The 18,010-nt window shown below is 63.1% G+C and carries 13 protein-coding genes; 8 read left to right on the top strand and 5 right to left on the bottom strand.

The window, feature by feature from the left end; translation table 11 throughout:
• Window positions 1-18: 18 nt before the first annotated feature.
• The 4 genes from AC1D2O_RS20725 to AC1D2O_RS20710 form a co-directional block, all read right to left on the bottom strand.
• Window positions 19-2,022 (bottom strand): oxidoreductase, encoded by a 2,004-nt coding sequence (locus AC1D2O_RS20725; protein ID WP_478092939.1) that lies wholly within the window; start codon window positions 2,020-2,022, stop codon window positions 19-21.
• Window positions 2,023-2,092: 70 nt separating this feature from the next.
• Window positions 2,093-3,073: a Bug family tripartite tricarboxylate transporter substrate binding protein gene (locus tag AC1D2O_RS20720; protein WP_478157831.1), complete on the bottom strand. Its 981-nt coding sequence runs from the start codon at window positions 3,071-3,073 to the stop codon at window positions 2,093-2,095.
• Between the two features lie 28 nt (window positions 3,074-3,101).
• Entirely contained in the window at window positions 3,102-4,574 is a 1,473-nt protein-coding gene (locus tag AC1D2O_RS20715) for an MFS transporter (protein ID WP_478091295.1), read from the bottom strand.
• Between the two features lie 37 nt (window positions 4,575-4,611).
• Window positions 4,612-5,496 (bottom strand): polysaccharide deacetylase family protein, encoded by an 885-nt coding sequence (locus AC1D2O_RS20710; protein WP_478091297.1) that lies wholly within the window; start codon window positions 5,494-5,496, stop codon window positions 4,612-4,614.
• Between the two features lie 405 nt (window positions 5,497-5,901).
• Here AC1D2O_RS20710 and AC1D2O_RS20705 point away from each other — a divergent pair, with 405 nt between their 5' ends.
• From AC1D2O_RS20705 to AC1D2O_RS20675, 7 genes are all read left to right on the top strand, one after another.
• Entirely contained in the window at window positions 5,902-6,276 is a 375-nt protein-coding gene (locus AC1D2O_RS20705; RefSeq protein WP_478157865.1) for a helix-turn-helix domain-containing protein, read from the top strand.
• 332 nt (window positions 6,277-6,608) lie between these two features.
• Complete coding sequence (locus AC1D2O_RS20700) at window positions 6,609-6,839, top strand: helix-turn-helix domain-containing protein (protein WP_478091298.1); 231 nt, start codon at window positions 6,609-6,611, stop codon at window positions 6,837-6,839.
• A 74-nt stretch (window positions 6,840-6,913) separates the two neighbouring features.
• Window positions 6,914-7,912: a phosphorothioated DNA-binding restriction endonuclease gene (locus AC1D2O_RS20695; RefSeq protein ID WP_478157830.1), complete on the top strand. Its 999-nt coding sequence runs from the start codon at window positions 6,914-6,916 to the stop codon at window positions 7,910-7,912.
• Window positions 7,913-7,989: 77 nt separating this feature from the next.
• A complete protein-coding gene (locus tag AC1D2O_RS20690; protein ID WP_478091301.1) occupies window positions 7,990-8,340 on the top strand; it encodes a nucleotide pyrophosphohydrolase in 351 nt (116 codons plus the stop codon).
• Window positions 8,341-8,362: 22 nt separating this feature from the next.
• A complete protein-coding gene (locus tag AC1D2O_RS20685) occupies window positions 8,363-10,804 on the top strand; it encodes a DNA/RNA helicase domain-containing protein (protein ID WP_478157829.1) in 2,442 nt (813 codons plus the stop codon).
• A 111-nt stretch (window positions 10,805-10,915) separates the two neighbouring features.
• Window positions 10,916-14,065 carry a DEAD/DEAH box helicase gene (locus AC1D2O_RS20680; protein WP_478157828.1) on the top strand — a complete coding sequence of 1,050 codons (3,150 nt, stop codon included), beginning with the start codon at window positions 10,916-10,918 and terminating at the stop codon, window positions 14,063-14,065.
• A gap of 55 nt (window positions 14,066-14,120) precedes the next feature.
• Complete coding sequence (locus AC1D2O_RS20675; protein ID WP_478157827.1) at window positions 14,121-14,345, top strand: hypothetical protein; 225 nt, start codon at window positions 14,121-14,123, stop codon at window positions 14,343-14,345.
• Window positions 14,346-14,473: 128 nt separating this feature from the next.
• Here AC1D2O_RS20675 and AC1D2O_RS20670 read toward each other — a convergent pair whose 3' ends face one another.
• Window positions 14,474-15,385, bottom strand: a complete 912-nt coding sequence (locus AC1D2O_RS20670; RefSeq protein WP_477650423.1) for a DUF6216 family protein — start codon at window positions 15,383-15,385, stop codon at window positions 14,474-14,476.
• Between the two features lie 591 nt (window positions 15,386-15,976).
• On the opposite strand from AC1D2O_RS20670, the gene AC1D2O_RS20665 reads away from it, so the two are divergent.
• Window positions 15,977-17,332: an AAA family ATPase gene (locus tag AC1D2O_RS20665; protein ID WP_478157826.1), complete on the top strand. Its 1,356-nt coding sequence runs from the start codon at window positions 15,977-15,979 to the stop codon at window positions 17,330-17,332.
• Window positions 17,333-18,010: the final 678 nt, after the last annotated feature.

The following is an 18,010-nucleotide window of genomic DNA, read 5'->3' as shown; positions in this document are numbered from 1 at the left end:
TGCCTCCCTTGTGTTGATTCAGATGGCCCAGCCGGCCTTCAAGCCTTCGTACACCGCCTCTTCGGCGGTCCGCGGCGCCAGGCAGTCGCCGATGGCGATGAACTGCCCGACCAGCGGCCGCAGTGCGCTCGCCAGCGCATCGAGCGGTTCATGCCCCTGGCACAGCACCAGCGTGTCGATGTCCTCGAAGACGATCGGCTCGCCGCTCGCGGTGTGCTGCATGAACACCGTGCTGCGGTCGCAGCCGTACAGGCGCGCATAGGTCGTGACCGGCACCTGCAGCCGGTGCAGTTCGGCCGCGTTGTTGTCGCGCACGTAGAGCGGCAGCGCCTCGCCCGCATGCGTGCCGTTGACGGCCAGCTGCACCTGCGAGCCCTGCCGCGCCAGCAGTTCCGCGATGCCGGTGCCGATCCAGTCGCAGCGCCAGTCGACCACCAGCACCCGGCCCCCAGCCCTCGCCTCGCCGCGCAGCAGCTGCCACGCATCGAGGACCTGGATGCCGTCGTCCACCGGGAACTCCGGCACGAACGGGCGCGCCCCCGTGGCCAGGATCAGCACCTCGGGCGCGGCCTTGCGCACCATGGCGGCGTCCACCGGCGTGTGGCGCAGCACGCGCGCGCCCGATTGCGCCAGCTCGTGGCCCAGGTTGGTGACGATGCCGCCGAACTCGGTGCGCCGGGGCAGCAGCTGCGCCAGCAGCGCCTGCCCGCCGAGCTGGCCGCTGGCTTCGCACAGCGTGACCTCGTGCCCGCGCTTCGCGGCCACGGCCGCGGCCTTCATGCCGCCCGGCCCGCCGCCGACCACCATCACGCGCCGGCGCCGCGCCGCGCGCGTGATGCGGCCATACACCAGCTCGCGCCCGCTCTCCGGATGCTGGATGCAGGAGATCGGATACCCGCGGTGGAAGTGCCCGATGCACGCCTGGTTGCACGCGATGCAGGCGCGGATGTGGTCGACCTCGCCGGCCAGCGCCTTCACGGGCAGCCGCGGGTCGCACAGCAGGGCCCGCGTCATGCCGCAGACATCGGCCTGGGCGTGGGCCAGCAACTGCTCGGCCTCGTGCGGCTGGTTGATGCGGCCGGCGACGAAGATGGGGATGCGCAGCCTGCGCTTGTAGGTGGCCGCATCGCCCGCCAGGTAGGCGTTGTGGATCGCCATCGGCGGCACGATGTGGACGGCGCCGCCCAGCGAGGCCGAGGTGCCGGCAATCACGCTGACATAGTCGAGCAGGGGCTCGAGCCGCACGCAGCTCTCCAGGGCATCGTCGGCACTGAGGCCGGCATCGTCGCGCTCGCCGGCGCTGATGCGCATGCCGATCACGAAGCGGTCGGAGGTCTGCCGGCGCATCTCGGCCAGCGCCTCGCGCAGGAAGCGCAGGCGGTTGTGCAGATCGCCGCCGTAGCCGTCGGTGCGGCGGTTCACCTGCGGGTTGAGGAACTGCGACGGCAGGTAGCCATGGCTCGCCACGAACTCGACGCCATCGAGCCCGGCCTCGTGCAGGCGGCGCGCGGCCTGGCCGTAGCCGTGGACGATCTCCTCGATGAGATCGGGCGTTAGCGCGCGCGGCATGACATGGAAGCGGTCGCTGGGCACGCTCGACGGCGCGTAGGCGACCGCCAGCAGGCCGTCGGCCGACTCCATGATTTCGCGCCCCGGGTGGAACAGCTGGCCGAAGAGCCGGCAGTCGTGGGCCTGCACCGCCTCGGCCAGGCGGCGGTAGCCGGGGATGCAGGCGTCGTCGTTCGCCATCAGCATGTGGGAGGTGTAGCGCGCCGTCTCGTGCACGCCCGCCACCTGCGCGACGATCAGCCCGGCACCGCCGCGGGCGCGCGCCGCGTGGTAGGCCACCAGCGCATCGTTGACGGTGCCGTCGGTGGGCAAGGTGGTGTCGTGCCCGGTCGACATGATCCGGTTCCGCAGGCGGGCGCCCCGTATCTGGAGCGGCGAGAACAGGTGCGGGAACAGCGTGCTGGGCGGCTTGGCCTCGGTGCCGGGCTCGGATGCGAGCGTGGGTGCGTTCATGGGGTCTCCCTGATGTCGTTGTTGTTGAAGGTCATTTCAAAGTTCGGGCGGCGCGTTCATGCCGGCCCCCTCACTCAAGCCGGACGCCCGAAACCCGCGCCGCCTCGGCCCAGCGCGCGCCGTCCCGGTCGAGGAAGGCGCGGGCGGCCGGCCCCGTCAGGAGCATGGGCTCGGCGCCCTGCCTCGCGAGCTGCGCCTGCATGTCGGGGGCGGCCATGACCTCCGTCAGCGCCTGGGCCAGGCGTTGCACGATCGCATCCGGCGTGCCGGCCGGCGCGAAGACGCCCACCCAGGGGCTCAGCGTGATCCCGGGATAGCCCAGCTCGGCCAGGGTCGGCAACTCGGGCGCCATGGTCGAGCGGGCCTCGGCGCTGATCGCGACCGCGCGCAGCCGGCCCGACTCGATATGGGGCCGGGCCGACTGCAGCACGTCCATGCCCAGCGGAACCTGGCCGCCGACCACATCCGAGATCGCCGCGACGCTGCTCTTGTAGGGGATGTGCCGCAGGTCGATGCGCGCGGCTTTCTTCAGCAGTTCCATGGTCAGGTGGCTGCTGGAGCCGTTGCCGAAGGTGGCGTAGTCGAGGGTGCCGCCGCTCTTCTTCAACAGCTCGACCAGGCTCTTGAAGTCGGCCGCGGGAACGGCGGGGTTCACCACCAGCACCTGGGGCAAGCGCCCCACCAGCGCCACCGGCACCAGCTCGCGGCGCGGATCGTAGGGCAGCTTCGCGTAGAGGTGGGGCGCGATGGTCATGGCCGTGGTGCTGCCCATCAGCAGCGTGTAGCCGTCGTGCGCCGCGCGCGCCGCCGCCGCGGTGCCCAAGGTGCCGAAGCCGGCCTTGTTGTCGACGACGACCGGCTGCCCCAGCACGGCCCCGAGCCTCGTGGCGACCAGCCGCGCGCTGCCGTCGATCGGGCTGCCGAGCGGATAGCCGACGACCATGCGGATGGGCCTGATCGGATAGGCGGTCTGGGCCCGACTGGGGCCGAAGGCGAGCAACAGCGCCGACGCTGCGGCCGTGAGGACGAGGAATCTGAATGTGCGGTTCATGGGGTCTCCCTGATGTGGTTGTTGAAGTTCATTTCAAGGTCCGCGGGTCCACATGCGGCACCAGCCACATCAACCCGCCCGACAGCAGGCACGGCAGCGCGCCCCAGACCATCGCCGCCTGCACCCAGTCCGCCCCCATCGACAGGGTGTGCGTGATGCCGAAGCCCGCCACGATCGCGCCCAGCTGCCCCAGCGCGCCGATGAACGACCCGGCCGTCGCGCGGATGCGGCTGGCAAAGCTCTCGCCGATGAGAAACAGCACCGCCGCATACGGCCCCATCAGGAAGAACAGCCCCAGCGAGTACAGCGGCACGATGCGCCAGAAGTCGCCCTGCGGCGCCTGCAGCATCGCGAAGAAGGCCAGGCCGCCCACCATCCAGCCCAGCGCCACCGTGTTGCGCCGCCCGATGCGGTCGCCCAGCCAGCCGTGGAACACGTAGCCCAGGAAGCCCGCCAGGTTGGAGACGATCAGCACCTGCAGCGCGTTCGAGAAATCCACCCCCTTGCCCGGCGTGCCGCCCGAGCCGCCCAGCACCGAGGTGCCGAGCACCGTGAAGATCACGATCGCGAACCAGTTCAGCATGAAGGCCAGCCCCAGCGACAGCAGCGGCCGCAGCGCCGCGCCGCCGAACATCTCGCCCAGGCCCGTGCCCCTGCCCTCGTCGGGCGCGACCCCGTGCGCGGCGGCCAGCTGGCGTGCCTCCGCCGGGCGCCCCGCGCTGTGCAGGTCGGCAATGCGCCGCGCCGTGAGGAACTGCGGCGTCTCGACCAGCCGGCGCCCCAGGATCACGATCACCCCCGCGGGAAACATCGCGAACAGGAACGACAGCGACCAGCCCCCGCCCGCCCCAAACCAGCGCTCGCCCAGCGGATAGAGGATGGTGACCAGCACGGCCGTCAGCACCGCGCCGATCGGCCAGCCGCCCTGCACCAGCGCGTAGATGAAGCCGCGCCGCCGGGTGGCGGCCGGGTCGGTGTGGACCACGGCGAACAGCTCGCTCAGGTAGGTGGCGTTGATGGTCTGCTCGGCGTAGCCCAGCCCCGCCAGCGACCGCACCAACACCAGCAGCACGAAGCCCAACCCGGCCGAGGCGCCGGCCACCCAGCCCGCGACGGCCGTCAGCCCCGAGCAGATCGCCGCGCCGCAGACCGCGATGACGATGCCCTTGCGCCGCCCGAGCCGGTCGACGATCGGCCCGATGCCGAAGGCCACCAGCCCGGTGCCCAGCGTGACCCAGGTGTTGAGCCGGGCCTGCTCGGCGGCCGTCCACTGGAAGTGCTCGCCCAGCCGCGGCAGCAAGGTGCCGAAGAGGATGAAGTCGTAGACCGCCAGGGCCCAGGCGAAGAAGCAGACCCAGGTGGCGTAGGTGACTTGCCTTGCGGTGACCTCGGGCGGCGCCCAGGCGATGATGGCGTGGGTGTCGGCGAGGGTGTCAGGCCGGGCGTCGCGCGCGGCGTCGTTCGCGGCATCGCCGCGCGGTGTGGTGGTGATGGCGTCCATGGGCGTGCATCGCTGCCGATGAGGATGGCCGTGGCGCTCAGGCGCGCGGCTGGCGGCGCAGGAAGTCGTCCGCGACCTGGTCGTAGGTCGCGAAGCGCACGCCCGGGAAGGCCTGGAAGTGCCGGATCAGCCGCTCGAGCATCAGCAGCACCTGCGGGTGGCCCGAGACGTCGGGGTGCAGCGTGATCGGGAACACCGCGTAGTCCATCTCGCGATACACCCAGTCGAACTGGTCGCGCCACATCTGCTCGACGTCGCGCGGGTTCACGAAGCCGTGGCTGTTGGGCGACTTCTTGATGAACATCATCGGCGGCAGGTCGTCCAGGTACCAGCTGGCCGGGATCTCGACCAGCCCGGTTTCGGTGCCCCGCTCCAGCGGCTTCATCCAGACCTCGGGATGCTGGGTGTAGTCGATGAGCGTCCAGCTGTCGTCCATGCGCACGTAGTAGGGATGGAAGTCGTTGTGCATCAGGCTGTGGTCGTACTTGATGCCCTTCTTGACCAGCAGCTCGTGGGTGACCGGGCTGAACTCCCACCACGGCGCCACGTGCCCTGTGGGCCGCTGCCCCGAGAGCCAGGTGATGAGCTCGATGCTCTTGTCGAGCACCGCCTCTTCCTGCGCGGGCGTCATCTCGATCGGGTTTTCGTGGCTGTAGCCGTGCAGGCCGATCTCGTGGCCGGCGTCGGCCACCGCCTGCATCTGCGCGGGGAAGGTCTCGATCGAATGGCCCGGCGTGAACCACGAGGCCTTGATGTCGTGGTACTCGAAGAGCTGCAGCAGCCGCGGCACGCCGACCTCGCCCGCGAACATGCCGCGCGAGATGTCGTCGGGGGAATCCTCGCCGCCGTACGAGCCCAGCCAGCCGGATACCGCGTCGACGTCGACGCCGAAGGACACGTAGATTTCTTTGGACTTGGTCATTTCATCTTCTCCCTGGGTTGCAAGAAAACGGAGCGGGGGCTCCATGGACAAAGTGATGCGGTGCAGACGTGCGCGTCCCGCTGCGAATGCGCGGACCGCAAGTTGGCGGAACAGTCGACGCCACGCCTGTGGCGGCAGACGGCAAGCCCTATCGACAGGCAGGCGCGAACACGCGCGGTCCGGCCGTGGCGAGATAGAGGTAGAGGGTTGCGCAGGGCGGCGTGGCGAGGCGGCCCGTGCGTAGCGGCGGCGCTACGGTAGTGAAAAATTCAGCGTACGGTTCATGTCGTCTCCCTGGGGCTTTTGATTGCCCTCTGTGGCTATGAATCGAGTGCCCCGGAAGGCACGCGATCTCATTATGTGTCGTTTAAGACGTTTCCTCCATAGGCACATTCCTTGAGTCTCGTGGGCATGGTGACCGCAACAGCCCCGAAAAGTAGAAGTCGATCTAAGAAGAAGGCGATCCACGTTCCGAACCCCCTGACAATCGCCCTCGGGCAAAACCTGCAACGCATCCGAATAGCGTCGGGCAAAACGCAAGTGATGCTGGCCTTCGAAGCCGAGGTGGAGCGTTCCCGCATTTCCAAGATCGAATGCGGCTACGTCAATCCGTCGCTACTCACTCTGGGATCGATCTGCTACTGCCTCGGGACGACGCTTCCTGTCTTGTTCGAAGGCATCACGGAGACATTTCCGCCATCGGCAAAGGGCGGTTCTCTGCGCAGGTCAAACCAAGCGGTGTTGGAGAAGCCGCCGGGCAAAGCCAGGCGCCGACCCTGACGTAGCGCGGAATGTCGCGCCATGGTGGCGTCATCGCAACACTCTCGTTGTTCCCCCACTGCCCGCCTTCTATAGGCACCCAAGAGGAGCGAAAGCTCGCGCATTCGAGCCGCGCCGGCTCCAAAGCGATGCGCGCGACGAGAACACTGAATGTCCATGACTTCTCCCTGACGACACTTTGATAGAGCTGCCACAAAGAGTCCTGCGATCCGCTGATGCGCGCATCGCTGTGCAAAGGTTGACGAGACCCCACATCGAACCGACTGCTCTTCGTTCGACCCTCATAATATCCTAAAACGGGATATTCCAAAACAGGATGTACGTTCGCCTGCGTGCCACGCGGACTGCAACCAAATCCCCATACGAAGCTTCGACAGCTGCTTGCGCAGGCGCGCGATGAAGCGGGCCTGAAGCAGGCGCAGGTCGCGGCCCGCTTGAATCGGCCTCAGTCGTTCGTGTCGAAGTACGAGAACGGCGAACGGCAGCTTGACGTTATCGAGTTCATCGACGTGTGCAAGGCGTTGGGAGTATCGCCCTCAGCGATGATTGATGAGCTTTCGTAAGGGCGCCGCTTCGACTTCCGGATGTCGTCGTCGCCCCCCCTCCGTCTTCACGTCCCCCTCCAAACACAACTGACATGAAGACAGCGACCGAAGTTCTGACCTTGTTCGAGAACATCCGCCGCGCGCAACGAGCGGGCGTCTACGCACCGCACAAGCCGATGCTGATCTTGCTCGCATTGGCGCGAATCCAGCACGGAGAACCCAGGTTAGTCGAGTTCACCGAGATTGACGGCCAGTTGAAGCAACTTCTAACTGAGTTCGGCCCCAGCAGCGCAGCGAAATCGCGGTATTACCCGTTCTGGCATCTAGCTACCGACGGCCAGGGTGCGCTGTGGGACCTGAGCGGCCCGCGCGAAATCTTGAATCGCCCCGCCAATTCCACGCTCAGCCTGCGCGAACTCCGCGAGCATCACATCGAAGGTGGGTTCCCGACCGACGTTGACGAGGCGCTGCGACATATACCTGGCCTGTTGCACGCCGTAGCGTCGCAAGTGCTCGATGCTTACTTCCCTGCGACGCTCCACTCTGACATCGCGGCCACGCTAGGACTAGACCTCGACGCGCCCAATGAGGTGCGCGACGCCGACCCACCAATGGCCGGCTATGCCAGTCGGGCGCGCCGCAGGCGCGACCCCGGCTTTCGAGATCGGGTCCTCCGCGCCTACGAATACCGGTGCTGCGTCTGCGGCTTCGACCTGCGGATCGGCCATATGCCTGCAGGCCTGGAGGCAGCTCACATTCAATGGCACAACGTGGGTGGTCCGGACATAGAGACCAACGGCCTGTCCTTGTGCGCGCTGCACCACAAGCTCTTTGACTTGGGTGTGTTCACGGTCGAGCCGGCGGAACACCGATTGATCTTCAGTCAGCATGCGATCAGCGGAGGGCGCGGTGAGACGGGCGAACTGCAGTTCCACGGGCGACGGATTCATGCCCCGCAGCACAGCGACCTTCTGCCCGCGCGGGAGTTTTTGGCATGGAATTCAAAAAACGTGTTCAAGGTTCCTGCAAGGCACGCCGCAGACATTGGCTTTGCGTCTGCGCCGCCACGCCGACCCAGTGAAGCACCCTGAAACGCCAGATAATCAACCGAAATCGGTTGTATCCATTGGTCCGACATTCGTGCCCGACGATCATTTCTATAGCAGACATGCCTGACTCCTTAGATGACCTCTCTCTGCAACTGCAAAAGTTCGCCAACGATCGCGAATGGCTGCAGTTTCATTCGCCCAAGAACCTCGCTTCTGCGCTCATCGTTGAAGCAGGTGAGTTGCTTGAGCACTTCCAGTGGATGACAGAGGAGCAGAGTCGCAAACTCCCCCCGGAGAAGCTGGAGGCAGTGGCCGCAGAAGTATCAGATGTCCTGCTTTACTTGATCCAGCTGACAAACGCGCTGGGGATCGATCCGATCGGGGCGGCGCAAGCAAAGCTAAAACTCAACGAACTGAAGTACCCGGTCGATCGAGCGCGCGGCAGCAGCAAGAAGTACGACGAAATCTGAAGGCGCCGCGGCGACAACACGAGTGATCATTTACCAATCGACAAAGACCCAGTTCCTGGAGCACGCCTGGGGGGATGACATAGAGGCCGTTGTCTCCCGCCACTTTCATAGTGCAACAGGCCGAAAAGTTGGCGCATCGGAAGTCCGATCGTGGAAGCACTCGCTGATCGAGATGGCCAAGGTGCTTAAGGATGAGGAAATTCCCGCGGATGCCGGGGTGGCGATCGAATACCAGTTGCCGCAGACGTCGAAGCGAATCGACTTCGTGATCACCGGCGAAGACGCCGAGGCGCGCTCGAAGGTGATCATCGTCGAACTCAAGCAATGGTCCGAGTCTCGGCGCAGCGACAAGGACGCCATTGTCTGGGCGCGTCGCGGCGGTCGCTCCGGCGAGACTGAGGGTACGCACCCGTCGTACCAGGCTTGGTCGTACGCCGCCTATCTCCAGGACTTCAACGCTGCCGTGCAGGATGGCGAGATGTCGCTGCAGCCGTGCGCGTACCTCCACAACCATCCGCGAGATGGCGAGATCGATCACTCGCACTACAAGGAACACCTTGCGCGCGCACCGCTCTTCCTTGCGCAGGAACGAGGGAAGCTTCAGGCATTCATCCGTGAGCACGTTCGTCACGGTGACCGCAAGGGTGCGCTGTACGCGATCGAGAGCGGCCGCATCCGACCATCGAAGATGCTGATCGACAGCGTGGCCGGACTGCTGCAGGGCAAGTCGGAATTCGTGCTGATCGATGATCAGAAGGTCGTCCACGAGACCATCATGAAGGTCGAAGCCCGCGCCGAGCAACGCAAGCAAGTCGTGATCGTTCAAGGGGGCCCAGGAACCGGCAAGTCAGTCATCGCCATCAACCTGCTCGGCGCCCTCCTCGCCCGGAAGCGCAACGCACGCTACGTTTCAAAGAACGCAGCGCCGCGAGCCGTCTACGAGGCGCGCCTGGCAGGCACATTCACGAAGACTCGTATCAGCAATCTGTTCAGTGGTTCTGGCGCATTCGTCAACGATGTCGCCGACACGTACGACACGTTGATCGTCGACGAGGCCCATCGGCTCAACGAGAAGAGTGGCCTCTATCGCAACCTCGGCGACAACCAGGTCAAGGAGTTGATCCGCTCCGCGCGCTGCACGGTGTTCTTCGTCGATGACGATCAACGCGTCACGCTTCTCGATATCGGACATACCGAAGAGCTTCGCCGTTGGGCGCTCGAATTCGGGGCTGAAGTGACCGAGCTGCAACTCTCTTCGCAATTCCGATGCAATGGCTCCGACGGTTATCTTGCGTGGCTTGACGATACCCTTGCCATTCGCCCGACCGCGAACCCGATCCTCGAGACGGACAGCTACGACTTCCGCGTGTTCGACAACCCAGCCGACATGCATGCGCTGATCGCCCTGAAGAACCAGGCAAACAATCGCTCGCGCGTTGTCGCGGGCTATTGCTGGAAGTGGCCAAGCAAGAAGGATCCCGCGGCCTGGGATATCGAGCTGCCTGCCTTCGACTACCAGCGCCGGTGGAACCTCGACAAGGATGGCAGCCTTTGGATCGTCACACCCGGCTCAGTTGAGCAGGTGGGGTGCATTCACACCTGCCAGGGGCTCGAACTCGACTACGTCGGCGTCATCATCGGACCGGATCTCGTCTTCCGCGACGGCGCCATCGTGACCGATGCGACAAGACGGGCGTCCTCCGATCAATCGGTGAAGGGGCTGAAGAAGATGATGGAAGCAGACGCCGAGGGCGCACGTGCTCTGGCCGACATCATCGTCAAGAATACCTACCGAACCCTTATGACGCGTGGCATGAAGGGATGCTTTGTGTACTGCACGGATGCACCTCTCGCTGCCTTTCTTCGGAGCAGGTTGAACTCGAGGCCGGGGGCCCAAGTGATCGTGCCCCGCGATGCGTCTATTCAAGCGGTTCCGGCGGCCGTCTCTAATGTGCATCGGTTGCGCCGGGTCACCAACGAAGAGCGACTCGCAGGCGTATCCGCCGTCCCGATCGTCCATCTGCGTTTCGCCGCCGGAGCCTTTTCAGATGTGCAGGCCCTTGAGGACGGCGCACAGGATTGGGTGGCCCTGCCCGATTGGATCCGGCCTCAGCCCGGTCTCTTCGTCGCACAAGTGCTGGGTGAGTCGATGAACCGCCGGATTCCGAACGGTGCTTGGTGCCTTTTCCGCGGAAATCCAGGTGGCACGCGACAGGGCAAGGTTGTTGTCGTTCAGCATCGAAGCATCTCAGACCCCGAAACGGGAGGAAGCTACACGGTCAAGTTGTATGCGAGCGAGAAAGTTCCCTCCGAGGATGGCGGCTGGCGGCACGAACGCATCACATTGCGGCCGGACTCCGACCAGTCTGGATTCGAACCAATCGTCGTTCAACTGGGTGACGGTGAAGAGGGCTTTGCGGTAGTGGCGGAGATGCTGACCGTGCTGGAAGCGGCGAATGATTGATGATGGAAAGCCGTCATTCGCCCTTCGGAAGGGATCCGTAGCCAGCGACAGACTTTCGGCGGTTCTGGCGACACGAGAGGTTGCGGAGCTTTTCACCTCGACAGGCATCCGATGACGCTGCCAGACGGCCTCTACGATCTGCTGATCACCGACGGCTTGGCGTCGCGATTGGATCTCGAACGCTCCGACGTCTTCGCGTTGAAGGGCGACGCCAGCGAATTCTTGGCCGATGCCCTGAGTCGCCAACTCTCCGYCATCCTCGACGATGTCGCCGGCGATGACGCCGATAGGCAGCGTCGCCAGTTGGAACTGGTCAACGCGCTGCTGGTGTCGCTCAGGCAGCGGCTCTCATCGGATGGACGACCGACTGCTTCTGCCGAAATCATTGACCTCGTTTCATCGCCTCTTCGAATGCTCAAGGCGGTGCAGCGTGATCGCCAGTTCGCACTCGCACCAGAGATTGGCCTAGCCGCGCCCTGGTTATTCACCGCCGGCAAGGGATCGCCTTCACTGCTGCAGGAGATCCGTCGAGAACTTGCATCGGCCGACCAGGTGGACATCCTGGTCAGCTTCATCACCGTGTCCGGTGTCCGCAAGCTTCAGGACGTATTGCAGCAGATCACCGCGAAGGGCGCGAGTGCCGAAGGCGCGACGCGTATACGCATCCTAACCACCACTTACACAGGAGCAACCGAAGCGCGCGCCCTCGATGAACTCGCGCGCTTGCCCGGTTGTGAAGTACGGGTTTCGCTCGATGGCAGACGGACGCGCTTGCATGCAAAGGCATGGCTATTCCACCGAAAGACCGGCTTCGGTTCAGCCTATGTCGGCAGTGCGAACCTGTCAGGTGCCGCGTTAACAGGTGGCTTGGAGTGGACAGTCAAGCTGACGCAGCGGTCGCAGGGGGCGCTTCTTGAACGGGCCGCAGCGCACTTCGAGACGCTATGGGCCGACAACGAGTTTCAACGCTACGACCCGGACAATGTCGAACACCGCCAAGCCCTCGCGGCAGCTCTCGGACGCGAGTCTTTTGGTGGCGAGTCGTCCGCGATGGTCAGCTTCTTCGACCTGCAGCCCAAGACCTACCAACAGGAGATGCTGGAGCAGCTGACCGCGGAACGGGCGCATGGTCGTTGGCGCAATCTTGTGGTGGCGGCCACCGGCACTGGAAAGACCGTAGTCGCCGCGTTCGACTATCAGCAGACCTGTCGGCTTGAAGGCGGCCGACCTCGATTGTTGTTTGTCGCCCATCGCGAAGAGATCTTGCGCCAGGCGCTGCGCACCTACCGCGAGGTGCTGCGCGACCCGGATTTCGGCGATCTGCTGACCGGCGGTCATGAGCCAGAGCGCATGGACCATCTCTTTGCCACCATCGACATCCTGACCAACCGAGCTCTGGTAGCCAATCTCGGCGCCGATCATTGGCACACAGTGGTGGCCGATGAGTGTCACCGGCTTGCTGCAGATCGATTCGACACCTTCATTCGCGCAGTCCGCCCTCGTGTTTTGTTGGGACTGACTGCGACGCCAGAGCGCAGTGATGGACAGCCTATCGGCCACTATTTCGATGCGCGTCTTGACGGCGGTCCGTCTGTCGAAATGCGGTTGTGGCACGCGCTCGATCTGCAACTGCTGGCACCATTCGAGTATTACGCCTGCGACGATGCGACCGACTTCTCGGAGGTCCCCTGGGATAAGCCAGGCGAGCGCGAAGCGGTAAACAACCTAGTCACGGGCAACGACGTTCGAGCGCGGTTAGTGGTCAACGAGTGGCGGAGGCTGGCGTCCGACGCAAGGCGGTCGCGCGCGTTGGTCTTCTGCGTCTCCGTCGCGCATGCGGAGTTCATGACCGATTGGCTAAACCGAGCCGGGCTACCGTCCGCCTGCGTTGTTGGGACGACCTCCCCCGAAGAAAGGCAACACGCGCCGCGACGCTTGCTGAGCGGCGAGCTGTGCGCACTGGTCACGGTTGACCTCTACAACGAGGGTATCGACTTGCCCATGGTCGACACGCTGCTGTTGCTGCGCCCCACGCAGAGTCCTGTCCTTTTCCAGCAGCAGATCGGCCGAGGACTGCGACTGGCACCGGACAAGGAAAGTTGTCTCGTGTTGGATTTCGTCGGCCAGCATCGCAGCGAGTTCCGTTTCGACAGACTGTTGTCGGGTCTGACGGGCTTGTCAAAAAGGGAACTGCTTGAGGGGGTCGAGCACGGTTTCGGCAGCCTGCCGCCTGGCTGCCACATCCATCTGCAGAAGAAGACCCGAGAGCAGGTACTCCAGGGCTTGCGTGCATTGACGGCGCAGAATTGGCGCCGCCTTCGTATCGAACTCCAGAGCTATGCAGCATTGAAGGGACGCACCGCCGTTCGCCTGGGAGACTTCCTGCACGATCAGGCACTTGAGCTCGAGGACGTGTACAGGGCCAGCACAGGCCAGGGCCGTAGCGGCTGGACTGCGCTGAAACGCGATGCCGGTCTCATTGCCGAGGAGCCGGCGCCGCAGGAGGACTACTTCAGTCGCCGCTTTGGCGACCTCCTGCACGTGGATGACCCGCGACGGCTCGATGTCATGTGCAGCTTAGGAGGGGCCATTCGCCTGACTGAGTCACTTGACCAGTCGAGCAATCTCGTCAGACAGATGTTTGCCTATCAGATTGATGGCCGCCACGATCAAGCAGACGGTCACGAAGCCTTCACCAACCGACTCGAGCTGAGCCCCGCCGTATGCAGTGAGCTTGTCGAATTGTCTGAGCTGCTGCAGGCGCGTACCAACCTGCTGGACAACGCCGTGCCCGGGTTGGAGGACACGCCCTTATGCCTGCACGCCGCCTACGGCGTGCGCGAGATTTTGACGGCAGTCGGTTGGTTGACCTCATCGCGACGGGCACCTTTCCAAGCAGGCGTTTTGCCCCTTGCGAGTCGCAAGACCGAGTTGCTGTTCGTCACGCTCGACAAGAGCGAGGGATATCACGACCGAATCTCGTACCACGACTATGCAATCAGTGCCGACCGCTTTCATTGGCAGACTCAAAACAGTGCTGGTCAGAACACGCTAGGCGGCCGTCGCTATCTCGAAAGCTCGAGCAATGGCTGGCAGTTCCAGCTCTTCGTTCGGCCGCGGAAAGGTGAGGCTTACCGCGCTTGCGGTCGAACGACACTTGAGTTTGCCGAAGGCGACCGGCCCATGAGCATTGTCTGGAGGCTTGAGACCCCCCTCCCTGCACATCTCTTTAGGGAGTTCAGCGTCTTGAGGGGGGCATAGCCCTTACAAGGAATGCCCCTCCTGGGTCAACGGTGAGCCTTCAGCTGAAGTCACCTTGGCCCTGACCCGAATTCGTGAAAATCTGATCCTTATGGATGAAGGAGTCCTACATGCTTACAACGAAGCCTCCGTACCCGGTGGTGTTCCGCCGCTAGTCGCTGAGGTCGCTGGCTTGAACGACCTCGCGAACTTTATCCGGCGGACCTTCCTGGGCCTGTGCCGCGACGTCGGCGTCAAGGCAGCCTTGGAGGCGTTCGAGAGCAAGAGGAAGACGCACTAGAGACACGACGGCATTCGAGGCGGAGGAGTAGCCCCTCAAGCTCAGCGCGTGATCATGGCCCCTAGCTGCTCTCGCACCGTGGCTCGCGGGCTCGCGTCTGGATGCAATACGCTGTCTGGCTGGTGGACCTACGGCGCGACCTTCACGCTGTCGGCGTGACAGCCAGACAGCCTACGAGCTTCACCGAGCGCGGCGGCGCTGCCGGCGTCGACCTCGGTTGTAGGCGCCCCTAATCTCTTGCTGAGCCTGGCCGCCGCATCGAGGGCAGCTAGCCACCGAGCGCACAGTACCGAACATAGGATGAGCATAGCGGCCAGCAGCGCAAGCCCCAATCGCTGCGCCCAAATGGCATCCTGTACGAACGCGGCGAGCTCCGAGGCAGCCTTGGCACGAGCGGACGCGTCGCCTCCATCGCCCCCAAACGCCGTGCACAAGATCCTGCGCTCGTCCGGGTTGAAGGAGTCCACCTCCTCCGCGGAACTATTCTTAAAGCACCAAGTTGCAGTCAGCCTTTCGGAACGAAACGGCAGAAGCGACCTGGCCGAATCCGCATCCAGTAGGATCCACCTCCCCGAGTCCTTGAGCTTAGCAAGGGCGCTGCCATACGTCATAAGTAGTGGCACCGGCACCAACAGACTCATCGACATAATCAGAGCTGCGAGCCGCAGGATCGCGAAGAAACGCGAAGGCAACTTCGGTTCAAACTTGTCCACGTCGAAGAACGCCCGGCAGGCGCCCACCTGTCCCATTTCGACCGCGTGCCTCTTGGCCCATACCTGCAGTCGTCGGCATTGGGCCATCGTCTCAACGTTGATACCGAACGCCAGCCGAAATCTCATTAAGTCGTTCTGTTCGTTAATCAGCCTTTTTATCTCCGGATCTTCGATCTCTTGGGCGCCTAGGATTAGTTGCCAAAGTCGGCTGAGCGGGAGATGCAGCGATCGAGTTCTGATCCAGACCAGGAGAAAAGCGACGGCTGGGATGCCCGCCCCTAGAAGTGCGACAACTGAAGATAGTGTGGATATGTAGCTGTTGCTCACTCAGACCTCGTTCTAGACGCTCTCAGGATGGGCTTGATCATTGACGGCGGGTGGCCTCGCACTCGACTGAGTGCTGCGCACGGTGGCGAGCCGACTTGCAAGGCCTTCTGAGCCGTCCTTTCGCCAGGATATCAAGGCAGCGCATGCCATCCGGCACGGCTTCAACCCCAGGTAGCTCGCGAGTCTAGGCGGCAATCGAGGCGGGCCTCGCGATCCCATAAGCGACGTGCGCCTGCGAAAAGAGATTTTTCCCACGAAGTTCACACACTGGCACTGGCCAGCATCTGCATTCGTCCATCGAGGGCCATCTACACTTCAAGGCTTTCGACTGGGTCGTTGCCGCCTTCATCAACAGCTCACGATGTGACTTCGAACACTTTTTACCTAATATCGTACTCGGCATGGGAGACCAATTCCTCCTCGTCGCCGAGACTTCAGAGCGCTGCGGCCCCTCCGGAGGCTATGCGATTCACGTTGCCGCTCCACAGCAGCGACGATGTTGACGCGGGCCTGAAGGTGACGATCGTGATTGGGCCCAATGGGTCTGGAAAGAGTTCGGTCGTAGCGCGCCTTGCGGACGAGCTAGACGCGATGGAGCAGTTGCGCCGGTCCGACACGTCGGACTTGCCAAGACACCGCATCGGAAAGAACACGCATGCGACCATCGAGTACAAGATTGACGATCGTGTCTACAAAATTCATCGATCCGGCGATTCGCTTCACGCGGAAGTTGATGGAACTACCGAGGTCAATAGTCGGCCGATCTCTGCGGCGGACGTGCCGTTCCCCAGTGCGGTGCTCGCTGTCGCTCACCTTCCCGCCGATAAATTTAGGTTCTCGCTCGCGGAACAGGCGTCCTTCTACCGCTATCTTGGCCTGCGGCAGGCCACAAACTTGGCCACAACGGGTTCACTGGAGGCGAGCGTTATCTCGAGCCTTCTCAATGGTCATGGCCTACCACACTATCGCCGGGCTCTCAGCGAGTGGTTGGGCGTTCTCGGCGTTGAGGAGCGTCTTTCGATCGAGCTGGTTAATCTGCGACCGGACGCATTGCAGGTCAATGGTTTTGCCGCGTTGGAAAGAGTCTCAAAGAAGTCGCAGTTGCGAGCACAGGGTATATCCGACTATTTTCTTCGCTCGCCGGTTGAACGCTTTAGGGCAGTCAACGATGAGTCTTTGGCCATCTTCTTTGCGGAGCTGAGAGGCGCGATACAGCCGGTCGGATTGAGCTCTGACGGTCGCAAGCGCCGACACACGTTTGAACTGCGGCTTGACAAGATCGAGAACGCGACGACCTCGGGTGGTCTCTCCTGGGAGACAGGCGTGGAGATCATCCGCAAGTTTCGTCTAGCCGATGCTGTCCGTCTCAACGTCTACAAGAAGGGCAGAGCGACCCCATTCGCGGAATTGAGCTCGGGCGAACGTCAGGTCATCGGTACAGTAACCCGCCTGTTCGAGCATGCGCTCACCAACAGCGTGGTCATCATTGACGAGCCCGAAGTCAGTCTCCATCCATCCTGGCAAGTTCGGTACATTCCAACGCTGCTAGGCGCACTGCGGCACCTTAGGGCGGCCCACGTCATTGTCGCCACGCACTCGCACTTCATGGTCTCCGACGTAGGGCCTGAAGGGTCCTTGGTTATAGCAAAGGGAGGCTCAAATGAAGAATGGCAGTTTGAGCGCTTTACCGGAGATGTCTATGGCAGAGCACCGGAAAACATTCTCTATCGCGTCTTCGGGGTTGCCGGAACGTCGAACTTCTATGTGGAACACGATCTCGCGCGCGCACTTGCAATGGTTTCCGGGTCGCAACCTGCCGATAGGGATGAGCTCCAGAGTATCCGAGCTCGCTTGAGCAGTGTTACTGGACGGGACAATCCAGCCTTTCAGGAGATCCTTTCGAATATCGACCTGTACCTGGATCGCGATAGCAATGCTTCAGCTTAATCAGCCGGCACCAATTGATGGCGATGACCAGGCGGCGCTAGACGGCGTCGCAGTGCCTGAAAGACCCACCCATTGGGATAGGTCCAGAACGCAGATAGTAAAACGTTTCAAGACTGCAGTGCTTGATCACGGGATGGCGGCTCAGCATGGGCGATGCGTGTGGTGCACCTTGCTGATTCGCGAAGGCGGACGACGAACAGCGCACCGGGATCACATCGCGCCCAAGCGCACGTATCCGCAATGGACCTTTGAATCGAGAAATCTTGCGCTCTCATGTGAGTACTGCAATGGATTCTCTGTGAAGGTCGACCTGGACACTGTACGGACCGCGGGTGCTACCTATGAAGAAACAGAGTTCCTAGTCGTTCATCCGTACTTCGACAACGTGGTTGACCATCTGGGCTTCATTGAGCACGCAGAGGGAGGCCCAGGGGTAGCTATTGAGGCTCGCTCGGATCGAGGAACTTGGACCATTACCAACCTCAAGCTCGACACCCCAGGCATGACGGTTGAGCGTAAGCCGTCAATGAACCACGCCCTTGCGCGTGGTGTCGGAACCGATGTGCGCAGGGCGGTCTACAGCGCGCCGAGCTCGATGTTCCAGGGCAGCAGCGCCTCGTAGTCGTCAGCCGTCTGCGCCAGGGGCAGCTTCTTGAACAGGGCGACGAGGTACCGGTT

The organism is Variovorax sp. P1_G12 (assembly GCF_056405555.1).
The sequence above is the reverse complement of the archived record's forward strand: the minus strand, read 5'-3'. Positions and strand labels throughout refer to the sequence as shown.